The organism is Defluviicoccus vanus (assembly GCF_014672695.1).
Lineage (GTDB): Bacteria > Pseudomonadota > Alphaproteobacteria > Rhodospirillales > Defluviicoccaceae > Defluviicoccus > Defluviicoccus vanus.
Genome location: NZ_CP053923.1, coordinates 1,378,486 through 1,397,274, shown reverse-complemented (window position 1 = coordinate 1,397,274; position 18,789 = coordinate 1,378,486). Strand labels below are relative to the sequence as shown.

Genomic DNA, 18,789 nt, shown 5'->3' with positions numbered 1-18,789 from the left:
TGAGCAAAAAAGCGGTTCGGTCCATGGGAGGCATCCTCAGGTCCCTCGGTCAATGGATTGTCTACGGGGTTCTGCTCCTCGGGGCAACCGCCATCATGCTCCTCGGCAAAGCCGATGATGGCGTGATCCAACGCGTCCGCTTGCAGGTTACGGATGCGGTGGTGCCGATCCTCGATGGCGTGTCGCGGCCGATCAACGCGATGACGCACGCGGCGGAGCAAATTCAGTCGTGGATCTGGCTGGCCGAAGAAAATGCGAAGCTGAAGGCAGACCGCGAGCGCCTGCTGCAGTGGCAAGGGGTCGCCCGGCGTTTGGAGGCCGAAAATGCGGCGCTGCGCGATCTGGTGAAGCTGGCGCCCGACCCACAGACGCACTTCGTCGCTGCCCGCGTGGTCTCTAATTCCACCAGCACCTTCGCCCAGAGTATCGTCGTCAACGCCGGCAGCAGCGACGGGGTGAAGAAGGCAAACGTGGTTGTGAGCAGCGAAGGTCTGGTCGGCCGGGTGGTTGCGGTGTCACCGCGCGCGGCGATGATCATGTTGATCACCGATCTCAATTCCCGGGTGCCGGTGCTGGTGGGCGAGTCGCGGGCGCGGGCGGTCCTTGCCGGTGACAATTCCGACTACCCGCGGTTGATCCACGTGATAACCGAAGCTGAAATCAAGCCGGGCGACCAGATCGCCACCTCCGGCATGGCGGGCGGGTTTCCGCCCGGGCTACCCATCGGCGTCGTGGCGGAGGTTGATGGAACGTCGATCACCGTACGGCCGAATATGGACCGCAGTCGCCTGGAATTTGTGCGCGTCGTCGACTACGAGGTCCCGGAGATGCCAGGTGCGTCTGCGTCCGCGGCGCCGAACGCGGCGAAGCTGGCGGCGAAGCGTGCGCAAGGCAGCGCGGGGCGATGAAACCGACGACCTGGACCAGACTCGACCTGTTCGCCCGACAACTCTTCCCGTTCGTGATGACGTTGGCACTGGTGTTTGTTGGGACGATCCCGCTGCACCTGCCGGGACAGCGGGTGGTGGCGCCGTCGCTCTCGCTGATAGCATTGTTCTACTGGTCGCTGCACCGGCCGGACCTGATGCCGGCGACGGCGGCGTTCTTGCTCGGACTCTTTCACGACATTCTTTCGGGCGCGCCGCTTGGCACTGGTGCAAGCGCGTATTTGTGCGTCCATGCCCTGGTGCACTGGCAGCGGCAGTTTTTCCACGGTAAATCTTTTGGCATTCTCTGGCTGGGCTTTACCGTCGTTGCGACGCTTGCGGCCTTGTTCGGCTGGATGCTGACCTCGATGCTGGCCGGTACCATCGTCGACGCCCGTGCTGCCGCCCTGCAGACGATGGCAACGATAGGCTGCTTCCCGCTTGTGGTATGGGTGCTATGGCGGTGCCACCTTACGGTATTGAGGCCTAGCTGAGATGCGTCGCGATGTGGACCGACAACGGAGTTTCACTCGCCGTGCCCTGCTGGTCGCGGCCGCGGAAGGTCTGTTGATTGCTGGGGTTGGGGCGCGGCTGTACCAGCTCCAGGTAGTGGATTCCGATCGCTACCGCATGTTGGCCGACGAGAACCGGATTGATCTGCGCCTGTTTGCGCCACCACGCGGGCGAATTCTTGATCGCTTCGGCCGGCCGCTGGCGTCAAACCGCCAGGACTACCGGCTACTGCTGGTCGCCGAGCAGGCGAACGATGTCTCAACCACCCTGACCGCCCTTGGCACCCTGGTGCCGGTGACGGAGGAGGAGCACGACCGGGTCCTGCGTGAGATTGCCCGTTCACGCAAGTTCGTCCCCATCACCATCCGCGACAATCTCAACTGGGACGACGTGGCGCGGATCGAGGTGAATAATCTAGATCTTCCAGGGGTATCGGTGGACGAGGGCTCCACCCGGCTTTACCCCTACGGCGAAATGCTGGCACATGTGCTCGGCTACGTGGCCGCCGTCTCCGAAACCGACGCCGTCGACGATCCGCTGTTGCGGTTGCCGGATTTTCGCATCGGCAAGGCCGGGGTTGAAAAGGTGCAGGAGCGGGTGCTGCGTGGCGTTGGCGGCAGCGCCCAGGTGGAGGTCAACGCGGTTGGCCGGCCGATCCGTGAACTGTCGCGCAAGGCAAGCAACCCCGGCGACGACCTGCGCCTTGCCATCGATCTCGATCTGCAAAAATCGCCTATGATAGTCTCGGCGATGAAAGCGGCGCGGCTGTTTGCATTGACGTGCTCACTGGCGACGTTCTCGCGCTGGTCTCCAGCCCCGGCTACGACCCCAACGCCTTTTCGCGCGGAATTACATTGAATGAGTGGCGCCAACTGACGCGCAATCCCAAGGCACCCTTAATCAACAAGGCCATCGCCGGCCAATATGCGCCGGGATCGACGTTCAAGCCAGTCGTGGCGCTGGCAGCTCTTGAGCATGGCGTGGTCACGCCGACGACGGCGGTGAACTGCCGCGGCCAGATCAACCTCGGCACCAACGTCTTTCACTGCTGGAAGCGGGGCGGCCATGGCACCGTGACCTTGCGGAGTGCCTTGAGCCAATCCTGTGACGTCTACTTCTATGAGGCTGCCCGACGCATTGGTGTCGATCGCATTTCAGAGATGGGGCATCGGCTCGGTCTCGGCTCGCCGGTAGGTATCGATTTGCCGCACGAACGCAGCGGCCTGATGCCGACCCAGGAATGGAAAGAGAAAGTGTTCAAGCGGCCCTGGGCCACCGGGGAAACGCTGGTTTGCGGGATCGGGCAAGGTTACGTCCTGGCAACGCCGCTGCAGCTGGCGGTCATGACCGCGCGTATTGCCAGCGGCTGTGAAGTGATGCCGCGCGTTGCGCTGCCGGTTGAGGACCCGGGGATCGATCCGGCTAGCAATGCTCCGCCGCCCCTGAACATTCCGCCGCAGTACCTCAAGCTGGTACGCGAGGGGATGACCGATGTGGTGGCGCGCGGCACGGCGGCACGGGCAGCGATCCGTGAGGCTGGCTTCGAGATGGCTGGTAAGACGGGCACCTCGCAGGTGCGGACGATTACCAAGGCCGAGCGCAGCCGCGGTGTGATCAAGAACGAGAATCTGCCCTGGGAAAAGCGCGACCACGCGCTCTTTATCGGCTACGCACCGGTGAATGCGCCGCGCTATGCGGTCGCCGTGATCGTCGAACATGGCGGCGGCGGCTCGAAGGTGGCCGCACCCATCGCTCGCGACGTGCTGTTCGCGGCGCAGCGTCTGGCACGTGATCGAAGCTACGATATCAGCGCCGGCACTGGCCCAGGCACAGGCGCGGCGCAGGCGAAAAAGGGTCCGGCGTGAGATCGGCCATCGGCCTGCGCGAGGACCAGCGCCTCGGCCTGTTCGAACGTCTGCGCGAGATTCGCTGGCTGTTCGTTCTATTCCTGATGGCGATCGCCGGTATCGGAATTGCGACCCTTTATTCGGCCGCGGGAGGCAGTTTCGAGCCGTGGGCGATCCGCCAGGGTGCGCGCTTCGGCGTTGCCCTCGTCGTCATGCTCATGGTTGCGATGAGCGATCTTCGCGCTTGGTGGCGGTGGTCCTATGCCATCTACGCCGTCGGCATCCTGCTGCTCGTCTTCGTCGATGTCGCCGGGGTGATCGGCATGGGGGCGCAGCGCTGGATCGATCTCGGTATCATCAACCTTCAACCGTCGGAAGTGATGAAGGTTGCGCTGGTCCTGGCGCTTGCCCGCTACTTTGACGGCTGCGACACAGCGATGGTGCGCCGGCCGCTGGTCTTGGTTGTCCCCATCCTGATGGTCCTGATGCCGGTGGCCCTGGTCCTGAAGCAGCCCGATCTTGGCACGGCGATAATGTTGTTCCTGGGTGGCAGCGCCGTCTTTTTGCCGCTGGCGTGCCGTTGTGGATGTTTCTTCTCGCTGGACTGATCGGCGCCGGAACACTGCCGGCCGCCTGGGGCATGTTGCACGACTATCAGCGGCAGCGGGTCATGACCTTTCTTGATCCGGAAGGTGATCCGCTTGGATCCGGATACCATATTCTACAGTCGAAAATTGCATTGGGTTCCGGAGGCCTTTTTGGCAAGGGATTTCTACAGGGAACGCAAGGGCATCTGAACTTTCTGCCGGAAAAGCAGACCGACTTCATTTTTACCATGTTTGCGGAAGAATTCGGTTTGATCGGCTCGCTAGTGTTGCTTTCCCTGTTTTTTATTGTGCTGGGATATTGCTATGCCATTGCTCTCTCGGCGCGCAATCAATTCTGTCGTCTGCTCGCCTTCGGCATTACGACGACTTTCTTCCTTTATCTATTCATCAACATGGCGATGGTGATGGGGCTGATCCCGGTGGTCGGCGTTCCGTTGCCGCTCGTATCCTACGGTGGGACTGCGGTGCTTTCGATCATGTTCGGCTTCGGGCTGGTCATGTGTGTCTACATCAACCGTAGTCGGACCATGGCTCGACGCAATTTCGGCGAACCGATTTAGCAAGTTCCCCTCGCCGTAACCACCTGAGTAACAGGCTGGCGCTGCAACGACGGAGACTGGCGCAGCGGGAGAGCGCGCAGCGACATGGTAGGGTGACGCAGCGGCTGACACGCCGGGAAGCCGAGACGCTTCAGAAGGATTTACCACTGCCACGACAATGCTTGTCCGTATCGCCTGCCGATTGAAACTCTTCTGAGGGAGTAATCTTGCTCATCTTTGCCGTCAAAGTTGAAGATGTGAGGATTGATGCGCTTCGATGTTGAAGCAGAAGGCCGAAAATATTAAGTTCATGCAGATGCTGAGGGGCGGGATGATTGAAGGCTGGCGAGCATTGTCGTCAATGACGGACCGATACTATGCTAGATGCGTTTACGACTATTTAGGTCGCGGCCTGACAGGTTATTCGTGTGTCGGCAGACCCAATTGGGGTGGGCCACCAATACGTTTCGGTTGTTAGGCTGGGTCGGGAAACGTTCCGCACGGCGGAATAAAATCTGCCCTTGCTTATCCTGAAGTCGCGAGATGGAGCTGTATATGCAGACAGTCGATGGCGTGCCGGAGACTGAGAGGTTAGCTCCTGTTGGAGCCAATCGGCCAAGAGGAGCGCGCAACTCTGAACCGCCAACTTCATTTGGAAAGCTGCTTTATCATGTAGTTCGCGATCGGATCGTCGATCAGCCCTCATTGTTTTATGCTTTTTGGCGCTCGCGTGAGAACAACATCTTTGAGAAGCGCGTAACCCGTGCCGATTCAACGATTGTCATTGAGGGGTTCCCACGCTCCGGCAACACCTTTGCGTATTACGCCTTCCTTCTGGCGCAGTCGGCGGATCTGGATGGAGCGAGCCAGTTGCATGTTGGCAACCACATGCACTGTGTTTCCCAGTTTGCGCTGGCTCATCGCTGGAACGTGCCAGCGGTGCTGGTCATTCGCAGGCCGAAGGACGTGATTGTCTCCAACTACATCTATGAGAGTGAGTCGCTGCCGCTCGCCTACCATCTGCGCCGCTACATCTCTTTTCATGAATCGGTTCGTCGGTTTAAGGACTCCATTGTTGTCTCGGATTTTCCGGAGACGACCCGCCGCTTTGGCAGCGTGATCTGGCGCGTCAATGCAAAATATGGGACGCACTTTAGCGTCGTCGAGGATACACCAGAGACCCAGGAACGCACGCTGGCCGAGGTAGAAAAGAAGCACTTGTGGCGGAAAAGTGTCGATCCAAATACGGGCAAGCCTAATCAGGTGTCCTTTCCGAGCGCCGACAAGAATAGTCGCAAGTCCATGGTCGAGGACTTGCTGATGCAGCCGAAATACCGCGATCTGCTGGCGCGCGCCGAAGCGGCGTATCAGGCTCTTATCTGAGCTGCATCTCTTGGTTCTGTGTGTGGGGCCGCACGGACTATAGCGGCGGCTCCATCAGGCCACCTGCGTTGATAACGAACGACGCAATCGTCGCGAGACCAATGCCGGACTTGAGGTTGGTAAAGGTGAACGGCTTTGCGCCGCGCATCCGTCTGGCATCGCGATCCATGACCTCCAGCCGAGCGCCGACAAGGGGCGCAAGATCGATCTTGTTGATCACCAGGAGATCGGAGCGGGTGATGCCGGGGCCGCCCTTGCGCGGGATCTTGTCGCCGGCGGCGACGTCGATGACGTAAATCGTGATGTCTGCCAGTTCCGGCGAGAAGGTGGCAGCCAGGTTATCCCCGCCGGATTCAATGAAGATCAGATCCAGATCGGGAAACCGCCCGAGCATCGTCTCCACCGCCGCCAGGTTGATCGAGGCGTCCTCGCGGATCGCGGTATGCGGGCAGCCGCCTGTCTCGACGCCCATGATGCGCTCGGGGGCGAGGGCGCCGGAGCGGGTGAGGAACTCGGCATCTTCGCGGGTATAGATGTCGTTGGTGACCACGGCGACGGCGAAGTGGTCGCGCAGCCGCTTGCACAGGGCATCGACGAGGGCGGTCTTGCCGGAGCCGACGGGTCCGCCGATGCCGACGCGGAAGGGTTTGCTCATGAGCGAAACAACCTCGTGTATTGGGTTTCGTGGNCGGGCCGAGGCCCAGTCGGCGATCCAGCTGGCGGTACTGATGTCGTCGAGGCTGCAGGTGGGAGCGGCCGCGGCGACGGTGAGCACCGCCGGTTCGAGAGCGGCAAGGACGGCAAGGCCGGCGCGCTGGCCGAGCGGGATCAGTCGCACCCCGGCGGAGACGAGGTTGGCGGCGAACGCCTGCAGGTAGGCGAGCACGGTCGGTGCCAAGGCGATACCGTGCACCGCAGCGGCGATGCCGACGACGCAGGCGTAGGCCGGCGGCCGGTCGATCGCCGCCAGCAATGCTCGGTATGTCGCAAGCCGCGGGTGCGGGGCAGCGGCATCGAGGGCATCGAGAAACGCCTGACCCTGAGCACGGCTTTCGAGGGCGAGTTCGGCCGTTCCTCGGCTGGCATCGGCCCATTCGGCGACGGTGATCGCCCGCTGCCGATCGCCCTCGCGCTCCGCCTGCCAGGCGTGGACGAGGAAGATCGCATCCATCCAGCCGCTGCCGTGACGCAGCACGGTTTCGCACCAGCGGCAGAGATCATCTGCGGTGGTCACCAGACCGGCGTCGACGGCCGCCTCGATGCCGTGCGAATAACTGAACGCTCCCACCGGAAAGCTCGGCGACAGCCAAGTGAGGAGCCGGCACAGCCCCCTGTCAGTGAGGCTCGGCGGCACCGGCAGCGGCATCCTCGTGGCGGTGAGTGGCGGCATAGGCGCCACCTTCCGGAGTGAACGGCGCCAGATGGCGGCTGATCTGCGCCCCCAGCCCTTCGAGCATGGTGATCAGTACCGCATCGTCGCGGATGCGCAAGGTTCCTTCGGACAGCACCTGCAGTGGCGCGTGCCGGTTGCCTATGTGCCAGGCGAGGCGGGCGATCGCCGCGGGATCGGGCGCACGCACGTCCGCCACCGGTTCGGCGGCGGCGCGGACAACGATCGTTTCGCCTGCAGCAAGGACGAGGCCGTCACCGTCGCAAAGCAGTCGCGGCCGGTCGAGATCGAGCAGGAACGGCTCGCCTGCATCGTCCTTCAGCGTCATCCGGCGGCGGTGGCGCTCATCGAAGGCGAGGGTGACCGTGGCCGACGCTGCGCCGGCGTCCCAGCCGCCGTGCGGAATGACATCGATCGCCCGACGCATCGTCACTCCCGGCACGGCGCTAGAACAGGAAATAGCGCTGCGCCAGCGGCAGCACGCTTGCCGGCTCGCAGGTCAGCAAGACGCCATCGGCGCGTACCTCGTAGGTTTCCGGGTCGACTTCGATTACCGGTGTCGCATCGTTGCCAACCATGTCGCGCTTGCCGATGGTCCGTGTTCCGGCGACCGGGACCAGTGCCTTGCCGAGACCGAGACTGTCGCCGATGCCGGCCTCGACCGCCGCCTGCGAGACGAAGGTAACCGAACTGGCTTGGCAGGAGCGACCGAAGGCGCCGAACATCGGCCGGTAGTGGATCGGCTGTGGCGTGGGGATCGAGGCGTTCGGGTCGCCCATGGCAGCGGCGGCGATGGTGCCGCACTTCAGCACGAGGTCTGGCTTGACGCCGAAGAACATCGGCTTCCACAACACCAGATCGGCGAGTTTGCCGACGGCGACCGAGCCGACCTGGGTGGCGATGCCATGGGTCAGTGCCGGATTGATGGTGTACTTGGCGATATAGCGCTTGATCCTGAGATTGTCGTTGCCGGGTTTCTCGCCCGGCAGTGGGCCGCGTTGGCGCTTCATTTTGTCGGCGGTCTGCCAAGTGCGGATGATCACCTCGCCGACCCGGCCCATCGCCTGGCTGTCCGACGACAGCATGCTGAGCGCGCCCAGGTCGTGGAGGATATCCTCGGCGGCGATGGTCTCGCGGCGGATGCGGCTTTCGGCGAAGGCCACGTCCTCGGGGATGCTCGGGTCGAGATGATGGCAGACGAGCAGCATGTCGAGATGCTCGTCCAACGTATTGACGGTATAGGGCCGCGTCGGGTTGGTCGACGACGGCAGGACGTTGGCGAGGCCGCAGACCTTGATGATGTCGGGCGCATGACCGCCGCCGGCGCCTTCGGTGTGGAAGGCATGGATGGTGCGGCCCTTGAACGCGGCGATGGTATTCTCGACGAAGCCGGACTCGTTCAGGGTATCGGTGTGGATGGCGACCTGGACGTCGGTCTGGTCGGCAACGGCGAGGCAGGTATCGATCGCTGCCGGCGTGGTGCCCCAGTCCTCGTGCAGCTTCAGCCCGCAGGCGCCGGCGACCACTTGTTCGAGCAATGCCTCCGGCTTTGCCGCATTGCCCTTGCCGAACAGGCCGATATTGATCGGCAGGCCATCGATCGCTTGCAGCATCCGGCTGATATGCCAGGGGCCGGGGGTGCAGGTGGTGGCGTTGGTGCCCTCGGCGGGACCGGTACCGCCGCCGAGCATGGTGGTGATGCCGGAATACAAGGCATCCTCCACCTGTTGCGGACAGATCCAGTGGATATGCGCATCGATGCCGCCAGCGGTCAGGATCCGCCCTTCGCCGGCAATCGCCTCGGTGCCCGGGCCGATGACAATGTCGACGCCCGGCTGGGTGTCGGGGTTGCCTGCCTTGCCGATGCCGACGATGCGGCCGTCGCGCAGGCCCACGTCGGCCTTGATGATGCCGCTCGCATCAACGATCAACGCGTTGGTGATGACGGTATCGACGGCGCCCTCGGCACGGCTTGCTTGACCCTGGCCCATGCCATCGCGGATCACCTTGCCGCCGCCGAACTTCACCTCTTCGCCATAGACGGTGCGGTCTTCTTCCACCTCGAGGATGAGGTCAGTATCGGCGAGGCGTACCCGGTCGCCGGTGGTCGGTCCGAACATGTGGGCGTAGGCGTGGCGATCGATCTTGTAGGGCATAGGCCGGCTCCTCAGNAGATCGCCGTTGATGCGGGCGTTGAAGCCGAAGACCCGGCGGCGGCCGGCATAGGGCACCAGCGTCACCTCGCGGCTCTGTCCCGGCTCGAAGCGGACGGCGGTCCCGGCAGGGATATCGAGGCGGCAGCCGCGGGCCTTCGCCCGGTCGAACTGCAGCGCCGCATTGGTCTCGAAGAAGTGGTAGTGGGACCCCACCTGGATCGGCCGGTCGCCGGTGTTGGCGACGAGAAGGGTAAGTGTCGGCCGTCCGGCGTTGAGCTCGATGCTGCCTTCGGCCGGAATGATTTCGCCCGGGATCATCGCCTGCTACCTCAGCGGATCGGTTGATGGACGGTGACGAGCTTGGTGCCGTCAGGGAAGGTAGCTTCCACCTGGATCTCGTCGATCATCTCGGCGATGCCGTCCATAACCTGATCGCGGGTAAGCACCTTGCCGCCATCGCGCATCAGTTGCGCCACGGTGACGCCATCGCGGGCGCCCTCGACGACGAAATCGGTGATCAGGGCGATGGCTTCCGGGTAGTTGAGCTTGACGCCGCGGGCGAGACGTTTGCGCGCCACCTCGGCGGCCATGGCGACGAGCAGCTTATCCTTCTCTCGGGGGTCAGCAGCACGGGTGGGCCTCCAGCGAAGACAGGGCACCCATGCTTGTAGCGGGGGACAGCCGGTGAATCCAGAAGGGATCGGCGGTAAGCGTCGGGTCGTGGCGCGGGAGCCGGTCAGCGGGCTCGTTTCGCGTGACGAAGGGCTGACCGGCTCCGAGCAGCGCCTCGGTTCAAGGCGCGATGAGGCTCGAGATGAATGTCATCATCCGGGACGGTCAGGCCGCCACCATGCTCGGTGTCAGCTGTGGATCGCGTAGCATGTAGCCGCGGCCCCAGACGGTTTCGATGTAGTGCTCGCCAGCACTGGCGATTGCCAGTTTCTTCCGCAGCTTGCAGATGAACACGTCGATGATCTTCAGCTCAGGCTCGTCGAGGCCGCCGTAGAGATGGTTGAGGAACATCTCCTTGGTCAGTGTCGTCCCCTTGCGCAGGCTCAGCAGCTCGATGATGCCATATTCCTTGGTGGTCAGATGGACCGGCTTGTCGTCGATGGAGACGGTGCGGGAGGCGAGGTGGACGGACAGGCGGCCGATGTTGATCACCGAATGGGCGTGTCCCTTGGAACGACGGACGATCGCGTGGATGCGGGCGATCAGTTCGCTGCGGTCGAAGGGTTTGGTCAGGTAATCGTCGGCGCCACAACCAAAACTGCGGACCTTGCTATCCGGCTGGCTGACGCCGGAGAGGATCAGTACCGGCGTTTCGACCCGCGCCTTGCGCAGGCGTCGAAGCACTTCGGTGCCCTCCATATCCGGCAGCATAAGGTCGAGAAGGATGATGTCGTAGTCATAGATCCGTGCCATTTCCAGACCGTCCTCGCCCTGGTCGGTGTGGTCGGTAACCATGGCATTGGTCTTCAGCATGCGCTCGATGGCGAGAGCGGTCGTCTGATCGTCTTCGATGATGAGTACACGCATATCACAACCCCCGTCGCTCACATTGATGGTAACTTCGCTGCGTCAACACTCTTGAAAGTAGCGCAAATGGGGATATACAGCAACTAAAAAATGAATAAATGTGGCATTGATGCATCTTAAACGGGAATATCGATCAATTTTCTTCCTTTGACCACGGCTTCTTCCGGTGTTAACCGCTCGCACCGATGCTGCGGCCGTTCGTGACGCTGCAACGGAATGCAACGTATGCACGTTATGAGTGAAATAACTGCGCGCGGCCTTGTCGCCGCCCTCGAACGCATTCCTGGGCAGATACTTTTCGGCCGAGTGACGGCCATTGTCGGCCTGCTGGTGGACGGCGACGACCATTCGGAGCCGATTGCCGATGCGGTGCATGGCATTCTCGACGGCCACGTTGTCCTCGACCGGTCGATCGCTGAACGTGGCCGGTTTCCCCCGATCAAGTGCTGAAAAGCGTGTCGCGGGCGATGCCCGGGTGCAATTCCCCGCGCGTGGATTGCGGAGCCAAGCGCGGAGGAGCCGCGCACCGATGCTGCTGCCTGTCTGGAGCCGGCGCGCGCCCGGTTGGCCACGGCCTATCGCGAACAGCGCAAGTTTGAACTGGCTGAAGCGGAGCAGCGTCACCGTGCGGCGGCGGAACAGGCGAAGAAGGATCAGCAGGCGCTCGATGAGATGGCGATCAACCAGCAACTGCGCCGCAGCAGCGGCAACTGATCCACGGTGCAATCGACCGGCGTTAACAGGTCGTTTGGAAATTTGTGCTTTTGTATCTGCCAGCAGACCCGCCTGTAGCCACGTGGAGGAGCAAACCGTGAAGAAGGAGTACCTGGAACTGACCCGCCTGATCGAGCGGCTTCACCGCCGCTTCCTCGATCTGTTGCGGGCCGAGCTCAATCGCCTGGGTATTCGCGACATCAACAGCGTCCAGGCGCTGTTGCTCATCAACATTGGCAACGAGCATATCGCCATTCGCGATCTGGTAGAGCGCGGCTATTATCAGGGCTCGAACGTGTCCTACAACATCAAGAAGCTGGCAGAACTGGGCTACCTGGAGCAGGCCCGCTCGGCGCATGACCGCCGTTCGGTGAGCATTCAGTTGACGGACAAGGCGCTGAAGGTCGTCGAGGAGATCCGGCGGCTGGAGCAGACGATCGCCGGCCAGTTGGATGCGGAGGACACATCGCATGGCGAGATCGATACCGTTTGCCAAGGTCTCCGCCGAGTCGAACGGATTTGGACCGACCACGTGCATTACGGCCGGGGCTGATTAAGAAGGCGTAGGCGGTTCCTGCAACCGGTCCCGACGGGACGGCGCCAGCGCGGATGCGGCGCCGCCTCTGGTCGGGGGTAGGCCCAAGAGGGGGCCAAGGGCCCCCCAGGGGTTAGGCCATGTAGGGGCTCTTGTAGCTCTGCAGGACCTTGATGTAGTTGGCGCGCTCGAACGCCGAAGGATCTGCCACCTTCTGCTGGCTCATCGAGCCTTTCATCTGCGTCACCGATTCGTATTCGCGCTTTTCCATCCAGTCGGTCATGCCCCTTGAGNNCAGGGTGGTCAGGTGCCCGGCACCATTGCGCAGCAGGGCCGATGTGGTCATCACCGCATCCGCGCCGGCCATCACATACTTGATCACTTCAAGACCTGTCTGCACGCCGCGGGTTGCCGCCAGCGAGCAGTTAAGGTGACCGTGCAGCACGGCGATCCACAACAGCGGCAGGCGGATCTCGCTCGCCGAGCTCAGCTCCAGGTCCGGCACCACCTCGAGTTCGTCCAGATCGAAGTCGGGCTGATAGAAGCGGTTGAACAGCACCAAGCCGTTGGCGCCGGCCATGACGAAGCGGGTGGCCATTTCGCCCATGGACGAAAAGAACGGGCTCAACTTGACGGCGATCGGAATCGAGACCGAACCGCGCACGGCGCGGATCACGTCCTCGTAGCGCTGCTCTACCTCACGGCCGCTGGTGGAGACGTTGGCCGGAATGTAGTAGATGTTAAGCTCGATGGCATCGGCGCCGGCTGCCTGCATCTCCTTGGCATAATCGATCCAGCCGCTGCTGGTAACACCATTGAGGCTCGCGATCACTGGCACCCGCACCGCCTCCTTGGCGCCGCGGATCAACTCCAGGTACGCATCGGGGCCGATGCGGAAATCGCCTGCCGACGGAAAATAGCTGAGGGATTCGGCGAAGCTTTCGGTTCCGGCCTCGCTCAAATAATCGAAGGACTCGTTCTCGTAGCGAATCTGCTCCTCGAATAGCGAAGCGAGCACGATCGCCGCTGCGCCGCCGTCTTCGAGCCGCTTAACCCCGTCGAGTGTGCTGGACAGGGGCGATGCCGAAGCAATGATGGGATGCTTTAGTGCCAGTCCCATGTAGGTGGTTGTCAGGTCCATTGATAGTTCTCCCCGCCGTGTTCCCTGTCGGATACGTGGATGCTCTGCAATCGGTGAATGGTCTCTTAGCGAGTGGGGCTTGGCCGTCCGCCGGCCGGGACTGCTCCCTGCCGGCGGATCGACGACGCGATCAGGCCATCGCGGCCATTTCCTCGTAGAGCTTCCAGCGTTTGTCGACAGCGACCTGGGCCATCTGCATCAGGCTGTTGGCCTCACGCGGATTGGTCACCTTCAACATGCGGTAGCGCAACTCGTTATCGGCATACTCGCGGAATTTCATGCTCGGCCGCGGCGAGTCGATGACGAAGGGATTTTCGCCGGACTGGCGAACTTCTGGATTGTAGCGAACCAGGGGCCAGTAACCGCTGTGGACAGCGCGGGACTGCTGGTCGAGGCCCTTCTGCATGTTGATGCCATGGGCGATGCAGTGGCTGTAGGCGAGGATCAGCGACGGACCGGTGTAGGCTTCGGCTTCGCGGAAGGCGAGGAGTGCCTGCTGCGGGTTGGCGCCGAGAGCAATGCGGGCGACATAGACATTGCCGTAGGAGATCGCCTGCAGTGCCAGGTCCTTCTTGTTCACGTGCTTGCCGGCGTTGGCGAACTTGGCGACGGCGCCGATGGGCGTCGACTTGGATGCCTGGCCGCCGGTGTTGGAATAGACTTCCGTATCGAGCACGAGGATGTTGACGTCGCGTCCGGAGGCAAGCACGTGGTCGACGCCGGATGAGCCGATATCGTAGGCCCAACCGTCGCCGCCCATGATCCAGGTGCTGCGGCGCACCAGGTGATCGACGACCGACAGCAGCGACTTGGCCATGTCACCACCGATCTCCAGCAGCTTCTCCTTCAGCGCGGCGACCCGCTGCCGCTGCTTGCGGATCTCCGATTCCGTCCGCTGCCGGGCGTTGATCAGCTCGCTCACCAGCTCTTCGCCGATCTGAGTGCTGTTCTGCGTCAGCAGATAGTGGGCAAGTCCCATGTGCCGGTCAGCGGCAAGCCGCATGCCAAGACCGAATTCGGCGTTGTCCTCGAACAACGAGTTGGACCAGGACGGGCCGCGACCTTCGCTGTTCATCGTCCACGGCGTCGTCGGCTGATTGCCGCCATAGATCGAGGAACAACCAGTGGCATTGGCCACCATCATCCGGTCGCCGAACAACTGCGAGATCAGTTTGACGTAGGGGGTCTCGCCACAGCCGGCACAGGCACCGGAGAACTCGAACAGAGGCTCGAGGAACTGCACGCCACGGACGGTGGAGAACTCGACGAAGGAGCGGTCGTTGACCGGCAGCGTTTCGAAGAACTTCACCTCGGCCCGGGGGCCNTCAAGGTCCGGCGCCTTTGGCGCCATGTTGATCGCCTTCTTGCCGCTCTCCTCCTTGCTCTTTGCCGGACAGACCTCGACGCACAGGGTGCAGCCGGTGCAGTCCTCGGTGTAGATCTGCAAGGTGTAGCGGGTGTCGGGGAAGCCACGGGCGTCGATGGCCGCTGACTTGAAGGACGCGGGAGCGGTATCCAGCGCCGACTTGTTATAGAGCTTGGAGCGGATGACGCCGTGCGGGCAGACGAAGCTGCAGTTGCCGCACTGAATGCAGATTTCCGGCTCCCAGACGGGTACGAAGTCGGAGATGTTACGCTTTTCCCACTTCGTCGTGCCGCTTGGATAGGTGCCGTCGATGGGCAGCGCGCTCACCGGCAGTTCGTCACCGCGGCCGGCCATCATCATCGCGGTCACGTTCTGGACAAAGTCCGGTGCCTCCGTGGGAACCACCGCCAACAGGTCGAACTCACTGGTCACCTTCGCCGGGACCGCGACCTCGTGCAGGTGCGCCACGGTGTGATCGACCGCTTCGAAGTTCTTGCGGACGATCTCCTCACCCTTCTTGCCGTAGGTCTTCTTGATCGACTTTTTGATCTTCTCGATCGCCTGGTCGCGCGGCAGGACACCCGAGATGGCGAAGAAGCAGGTCTGCATGATCGTGTTGGTGCGCGTACCCATCCCGGTGTCACGCGCGACCCTGTTGGCGTCGATGACGAAGAAGCGCAGCTTTTTGCTGACGATCTCCTCCTGGATGACCTTGGGCAACTTGTCCCAAACCTGATCGGCGCCGTAGTGGCTGTTGAGGAGGAAGGTGGCGCCGGGGGCGGCCAGTTGCAGGACGTTGGTCTTTTCGACGAAGTTGAACTGGTGACAGCCGACGAAGTTGGCGGAGCGGATCAGGTAGGCGGAGCGGATTGGGCTGTGGCCGAAGCGCACGTGACTCACCGTCTGCGAGCCTGATTTCTTCGAGTCGTAGACGAAATAGCCCTGGGCGTAGAACTCCGGATCCTCGCCGATGATCTTGATCGTGTTCTTGTTGGCGCCGACCGTACCGTCCGCACCCAGGCCATAGAAGATCGCCCGGTGGACGCTGTCGGGCTCGATCATGAACGACGCATCGTAGTCGATGCTGGTGTGGGCGACGTCGTCGTTGATGCCGATGGTGAAATGGTTTTTCGGATGGTCCTTGCTCAGTTCATCGAGCACGGCTTTGACCATTGCCGGCGGAAACTCTTTCGACGACAGGCCATAGCGACCACCGATGATTTTCGGCAGCGCCGCTGCGGGTATGGTGCCGGCGGCGACCGCCTCCATGAAGACGGTAACCACGTCGTTGTAGAGTGGTTCGCCGGTACCGCCTGGCATCTTCGTCCGGTCGAGAACGACGATCGATTTCGTCGTTTTCGGCAGCGCCGCGAGAAAGTGCGCCGCGGAGAAGGGACGATAGAGGTGCACCTGCAGCAGGCCGACCTTCTCGCCCTGTGCGGTGAGGTATTCGATCGTCTCACGGGCCGTTTCGGCGCCGGAGCCCATGACGATCATCACCCGTTCGGCGTCGGCGGCGCCATAGTAGTCGAACAGCTTGTAGTGCCGGCCGGTCATTTCGCCGAACTTCTTCATCGCCTCTTCGACGCTGCCGATGCAGTGATCGTAGAAGACGTTCACCGTCTCGCGCGCCTGGAAGTAGGTATCCGGGTTTTGCGCCGTGCCGCGGATGAAGGGGTTGTCCGGGTTGAGGGCCCGCCGGCGGTGGGCGATCACCAGGTCCTCGTCGATCATCGCCCGGATCTGCGCATCGCTCAGCAGCGTGATCTTGTTCACCTCGTGCGAGGTGCGGAAACCGTCGAAGAAGTGAATAAAGGGAATGCGCGACTCCAGCGTTGCCGCCTGGGCGATCAGCGCCATGTCGTGCGCTTCCTGCACCGAGCTCGAGACCAACTGGGCGAAGCCGGTGGACAGCACCGCCATCACGTCCTGGTGGTCACCGAAGATCGACAACCCCTGCGTTGCCAGCGCGCGGGCGGCCACGTGAATGACGCACGCGGTCAATTCGCCGGCGATCTTGTACATATTGGGGATCATCAGCATCAGGCCCTGCGACGCGGTAAACGTCGTCGTCAGCGCGCCTGCCTGCAGCGAGCCATGCACCGTGCCAGCGGCGCCTGCTTCGCTCTGCATCTCGATCACATCGGGGATGTTGCCCCAGATGTTCACCTTGCCTTCGCTCGCCCATTGGTCGGCCAGTTCCGCCATCGTCGATGACGGGGTGATCGGATAGATGGCGCACACTTCGTTGACGCGATAGGCGACGTACGCGGCAGCCTCATTTCCATCAATGGTGGCGACGTTTGATTCCACGGCCATTGGTCTCCCTCCACCTCCAAGCGGTTTCGCGACGAACGGCTCAGCACCGTTCACCGCGACCAGCTGATTATCGAAGTTCGTTATCTTTCATCATTGGATCCGCGCGACCGGCAGTACCGCTCACGGTTTCTCGCCCGGTTCCGGGATCATGGTAATGGCGTGGCAGGGACACTGCTCGAAGCACACCGCGCAACCCGTGCACCGATCGTAGTTGTATTCGTAGCGCTTGCCGGGACCCAGCTTGATGATCGCGTCTTCCGGACAGGCGCCGTAGCAGCCATCGCATTCGAAACAGTTGCCACAGGACAGGCAACGCTTCGCCTCGTAGACCGCTTCCTTCTCGCTTAAGCCTTGCAGCACTTCATCGAAGGTGCTTTTGCGCTGCTTGATGTCCAGATGCCCCTGCGGCCGCTGCATGGCCTCCGTGTAAAACCAGAGATGCAACTTATCGAAGTCGGCGATGCTCTTCTTACCCGGCTGAGCAAAGCTTTCGCCGCGCAGGTACGCGTCGATATTGCGCGCCGCCTTCTTGCCATGCCCGACGCCGATGGTAACGGTGCGGTCGGAGGGGACCATGTCGCCGCCGGCGAAGACGCCAGCGTGACCGGTCATCATTTGCGGCGAAACGAGGACGGTGCCATCGCTCTTGAACTCGATGCCCGGGACGTTTTCNATGAAGGCGGTATCGGTATCCTGACCAAGCGCCAGGATCAGGTCATCGGCTTCGATGGTCTCGATCTCGCCGGTCGGCCGTGGCCGGCCCTTGTCGTCGATCTCCATCACCTCGACGGTGAACTGGGTCTCCTCGATCGACTTGATCGTTCTGAGCCAGTGGATCTTCACCCCTTCGTCGAGAGCTTCCTGGGCTTCGAAGTCGTGCGCCGGCATGTTGGCGCGGTCGCGACGGTAGATGATCATCGGCTCGAGACCGAGGCGCTTGGCAACGCGCGCCGCGTCCATGGCCGTATTGCCACCGCCGTAAATCGCCACCCGGCGTCCCAGCTTGGGGGTCTGACCGGTTTCCACGTCCTTGAGGAAGGCGACGGCATCGAGGATCTTGCCGGCGTCGCGCGAAGGAATATCGGTGCGCTTCGAGAGGTGGGCGCCGACGGCGACGAAGACGGCGTCAAACTTGCCCTCTTCCTTCGCCTTCAACAGGTCCTCGACCTTGTGATTGAGGACGATGGTCACGCCCATGCGGCGGATGCGGTCCACTTCGCCATCGAGAATGTCGCGCGGCAAACGATAGGAGGGGATGCCGAAATGCATCATGCCGCCGGCGAGCGGGCCAGCGTCCCGAATCTCGACACTGTGCCCCATCAGCGTCAGATGATGCGCACAGGAGAGGCCGCTCGGACCGGCGCCGATGACCAGAATGCGCTTGCCGGAAGCAGGGGCGGTGATCGCCGGAGTCCAGCCTTCCTTCAACGCCAGATCGCCAAGAAAGCGCTCGACGGCGTGGATGCTCACCGAGCCGTCCAACTGGTCGCGGTTACAGTTGCTCTCGCAGGGGTGGTAGCAGACGCGACCGTGCACCGCCGGCAACGGGTTGTCCCTGAGGATGTGCTCCCACGCCTCGCGGAATCGCCCGGCCTGAGCGTGGGCAAGCCAACCTTGGATGTCCTCACCCGCGGGACAGGCGTTGTTGCACGGAGGCAGGATGTCTTCGTAGATCGGGCGCTTGCTGCGGTAGGCAACGGTATGCCGCTTAATTGCCAGATCCGGCGGACGGGTGAGATCGGTTGGCTGGTGACTCATTGCACTCTTCCTCCTCCGTTGTTCAGATCCTCGGCGATCTTCGGTCGCCTTTCGC

14 protein-coding genes and 5 pseudogenes are annotated in these 18,789 nt (G+C 62.4%); 9 read left to right on the top strand and 10 right to left on the bottom strand.

Annotation, left to right across the window (positions count from 1 at the left end):
* Positions 1-23: 23 nt before the first annotated feature.
* From mreC to HQ394_RS06295, 6 genes and pseudogenes are all read left to right on the top strand, one after another.
* Entirely contained in the window at positions 24-908 is an 885-nt protein-coding gene (gene mreC / locus HQ394_RS06320; protein ID WP_190262564.1) for a rod shape-determining protein MreC, read from the top strand.
* Positions 905-1,420, top strand: a complete 516-nt coding sequence (mreD, locus tag HQ394_RS06315; RefSeq protein ID WP_190262563.1) for a rod shape-determining protein MreD — start codon at positions 905-907, stop codon at positions 1,418-1,420. The genes mreC and mreD overlap by 4 nt, the downstream gene beginning before the upstream one ends.
* 73 nt (positions 1,421-1,493) lie before the next feature.
* The gene (locus HQ394_RS06310; RefSeq protein WP_190262562.1) at positions 1,494-2,297 is read left to right on the top strand and encodes a penicillin-binding protein 2; all 804 of its coding nucleotides are present in this window, start codon (positions 1,494-1,496) and stop codon (positions 2,295-2,297) included.
* Positions 2,219-3,304, top strand: coding sequence for a penicillin-binding transpeptidase domain-containing protein (locus HQ394_RS06305; RefSeq protein ID WP_190262561.1), 1,086 nt, complete (start codon positions 2,219-2,221; stop codon positions 3,302-3,304). Before HQ394_RS06310 ends, HQ394_RS06305 begins: the two co-directional genes overlap by 79 nt.
* 86 nt (positions 3,305-3,390) lie before the next feature.
* Positions 3,391-4,454 (top strand): annotated as a pseudogene (gene rodA, locus HQ394_RS21065) (rod shape-determining protein RodA).
* 534 nt (positions 4,455-4,988) lie between these two features.
* Positions 4,989-5,816: a hypothetical protein gene (locus HQ394_RS06295; protein WP_190262560.1), complete on the top strand. Its 828-nt coding sequence runs from the start codon at positions 4,989-4,991 to the stop codon at positions 5,814-5,816.
* Positions 5,817-5,853: 37 nt separating this feature from the next.
* On the opposite strand, the gene ureG is transcribed toward HQ394_RS06295, so the two are convergent.
* The 7 genes and pseudogenes from ureG to ctrA all read right to left on the bottom strand — a co-directional run bounded on the left by ureG (position 5,854) and on the right by ctrA (position 10,901).
* Positions 5,854-6,471 carry an urease accessory protein UreG gene (ureG, locus tag HQ394_RS19665; RefSeq protein WP_223292044.1) on the bottom strand — a complete coding sequence of 206 codons (618 nt, stop codon included), beginning with the start codon at positions 6,469-6,471 and terminating at the stop codon, positions 5,854-5,856.
* A 189-nt stretch (positions 6,472-6,660) separates the two neighbouring features.
* Positions 6,661-7,182, bottom strand: a pseudogene (locus HQ394_RS19660) (urease accessory protein UreF); the annotation flags it as partial.
* A complete protein-coding gene (locus HQ394_RS06285) occupies positions 7,151-7,633 on the bottom strand; it encodes an urease accessory protein UreE (RefSeq protein WP_190262558.1) in 483 nt (160 codons plus the stop codon). The pseudogene HQ394_RS19660 and the gene HQ394_RS06285, both read right to left, overlap by 32 nt.
* Positions 7,634-7,652: 19 nt before the next feature.
* Complete coding sequence (gene ureC / locus HQ394_RS06280; RefSeq protein WP_407644734.1) at positions 7,653-9,362, bottom strand: urease subunit alpha; 1,710 nt, start codon at positions 9,360-9,362, stop codon at positions 7,653-7,655.
* A 16-nt stretch (positions 9,363-9,378) separates the two neighbouring features.
* A pseudogene (locus tag HQ394_RS21060) lies at positions 9,379-9,680 on the bottom strand (urease subunit beta); the annotation flags it as partial.
* A gap of 11 nt (positions 9,681-9,691) precedes the next feature.
* Entirely contained in the window at positions 9,692-10,021 is a 330-nt protein-coding gene (locus HQ394_RS06275; protein WP_223291898.1) for an urease subunit gamma, read from the bottom strand.
* A gap of 178 nt (positions 10,022-10,199) precedes the next feature.
* Positions 10,200-10,901, bottom strand: coding sequence for a response regulator transcription factor CtrA (gene ctrA / locus HQ394_RS06270; protein ID WP_190262555.1), 702 nt, complete (start codon positions 10,899-10,901; stop codon positions 10,200-10,202).
* Between the two features lie 300 nt (positions 10,902-11,201).
* Between ctrA and HQ394_RS19655 the strand changes: the two are divergent.
* From HQ394_RS19655 to HQ394_RS06255, 3 genes and pseudogenes are all read left to right on the top strand, one after another.
* Positions 11,202-11,386: pseudogene (locus tag HQ394_RS19655) on the top strand (flagellum-specific ATP synthase FliI); the annotation flags it as partial.
* A 79-nt stretch (positions 11,387-11,465) separates the two neighbouring features.
* A complete protein-coding gene (locus HQ394_RS06260; RefSeq protein WP_190262553.1) occupies positions 11,466-11,615 on the top strand; it encodes a hypothetical protein in 150 nt (49 codons plus the stop codon).
* Between the two features lie 97 nt (positions 11,616-11,712).
* The gene (locus HQ394_RS06255; protein WP_223291897.1) at positions 11,713-12,168 is read left to right on the top strand and encodes a MarR family winged helix-turn-helix transcriptional regulator; all 456 of its coding nucleotides are present in this window, start codon (positions 11,713-11,715) and stop codon (positions 12,166-12,168) included.
* Positions 12,169-12,283: 115 nt separating this feature from the next.
* Here the strand turns inward: HQ394_RS06255 and HQ394_RS06250 are convergent, their stop codons facing one another.
* The 3 genes and pseudogenes from HQ394_RS06250 to HQ394_RS06240 all read right to left on the bottom strand — a co-directional run.
* Positions 12,284-13,291 carry a dihydroorotate dehydrogenase-like protein gene (locus tag HQ394_RS06250; RefSeq protein WP_190262551.1) on the bottom strand — a complete coding sequence of 336 codons (1,008 nt, stop codon included), beginning with the start codon at positions 13,289-13,291 and terminating at the stop codon, positions 12,284-12,286.
* A gap of 130 nt (positions 13,292-13,421) precedes the next feature.
* Positions 13,422-16,976 (bottom strand): pyruvate:ferredoxin (flavodoxin) oxidoreductase, encoded by a 3,555-nt coding sequence (nifJ, locus tag HQ394_RS06245; RefSeq protein ID WP_190262550.1) that lies wholly within the window; start codon positions 16,974-16,976, stop codon positions 13,422-13,424.
* Between the two features lie 120 nt (positions 16,977-17,096).
* A pseudogene (locus HQ394_RS06240) lies at positions 17,097-18,743 on the bottom strand (NAD(P)-binding protein); the annotation flags it as partial.
* Between the last annotated feature and the right edge of the window lie 46 nt (positions 18,744-18,789).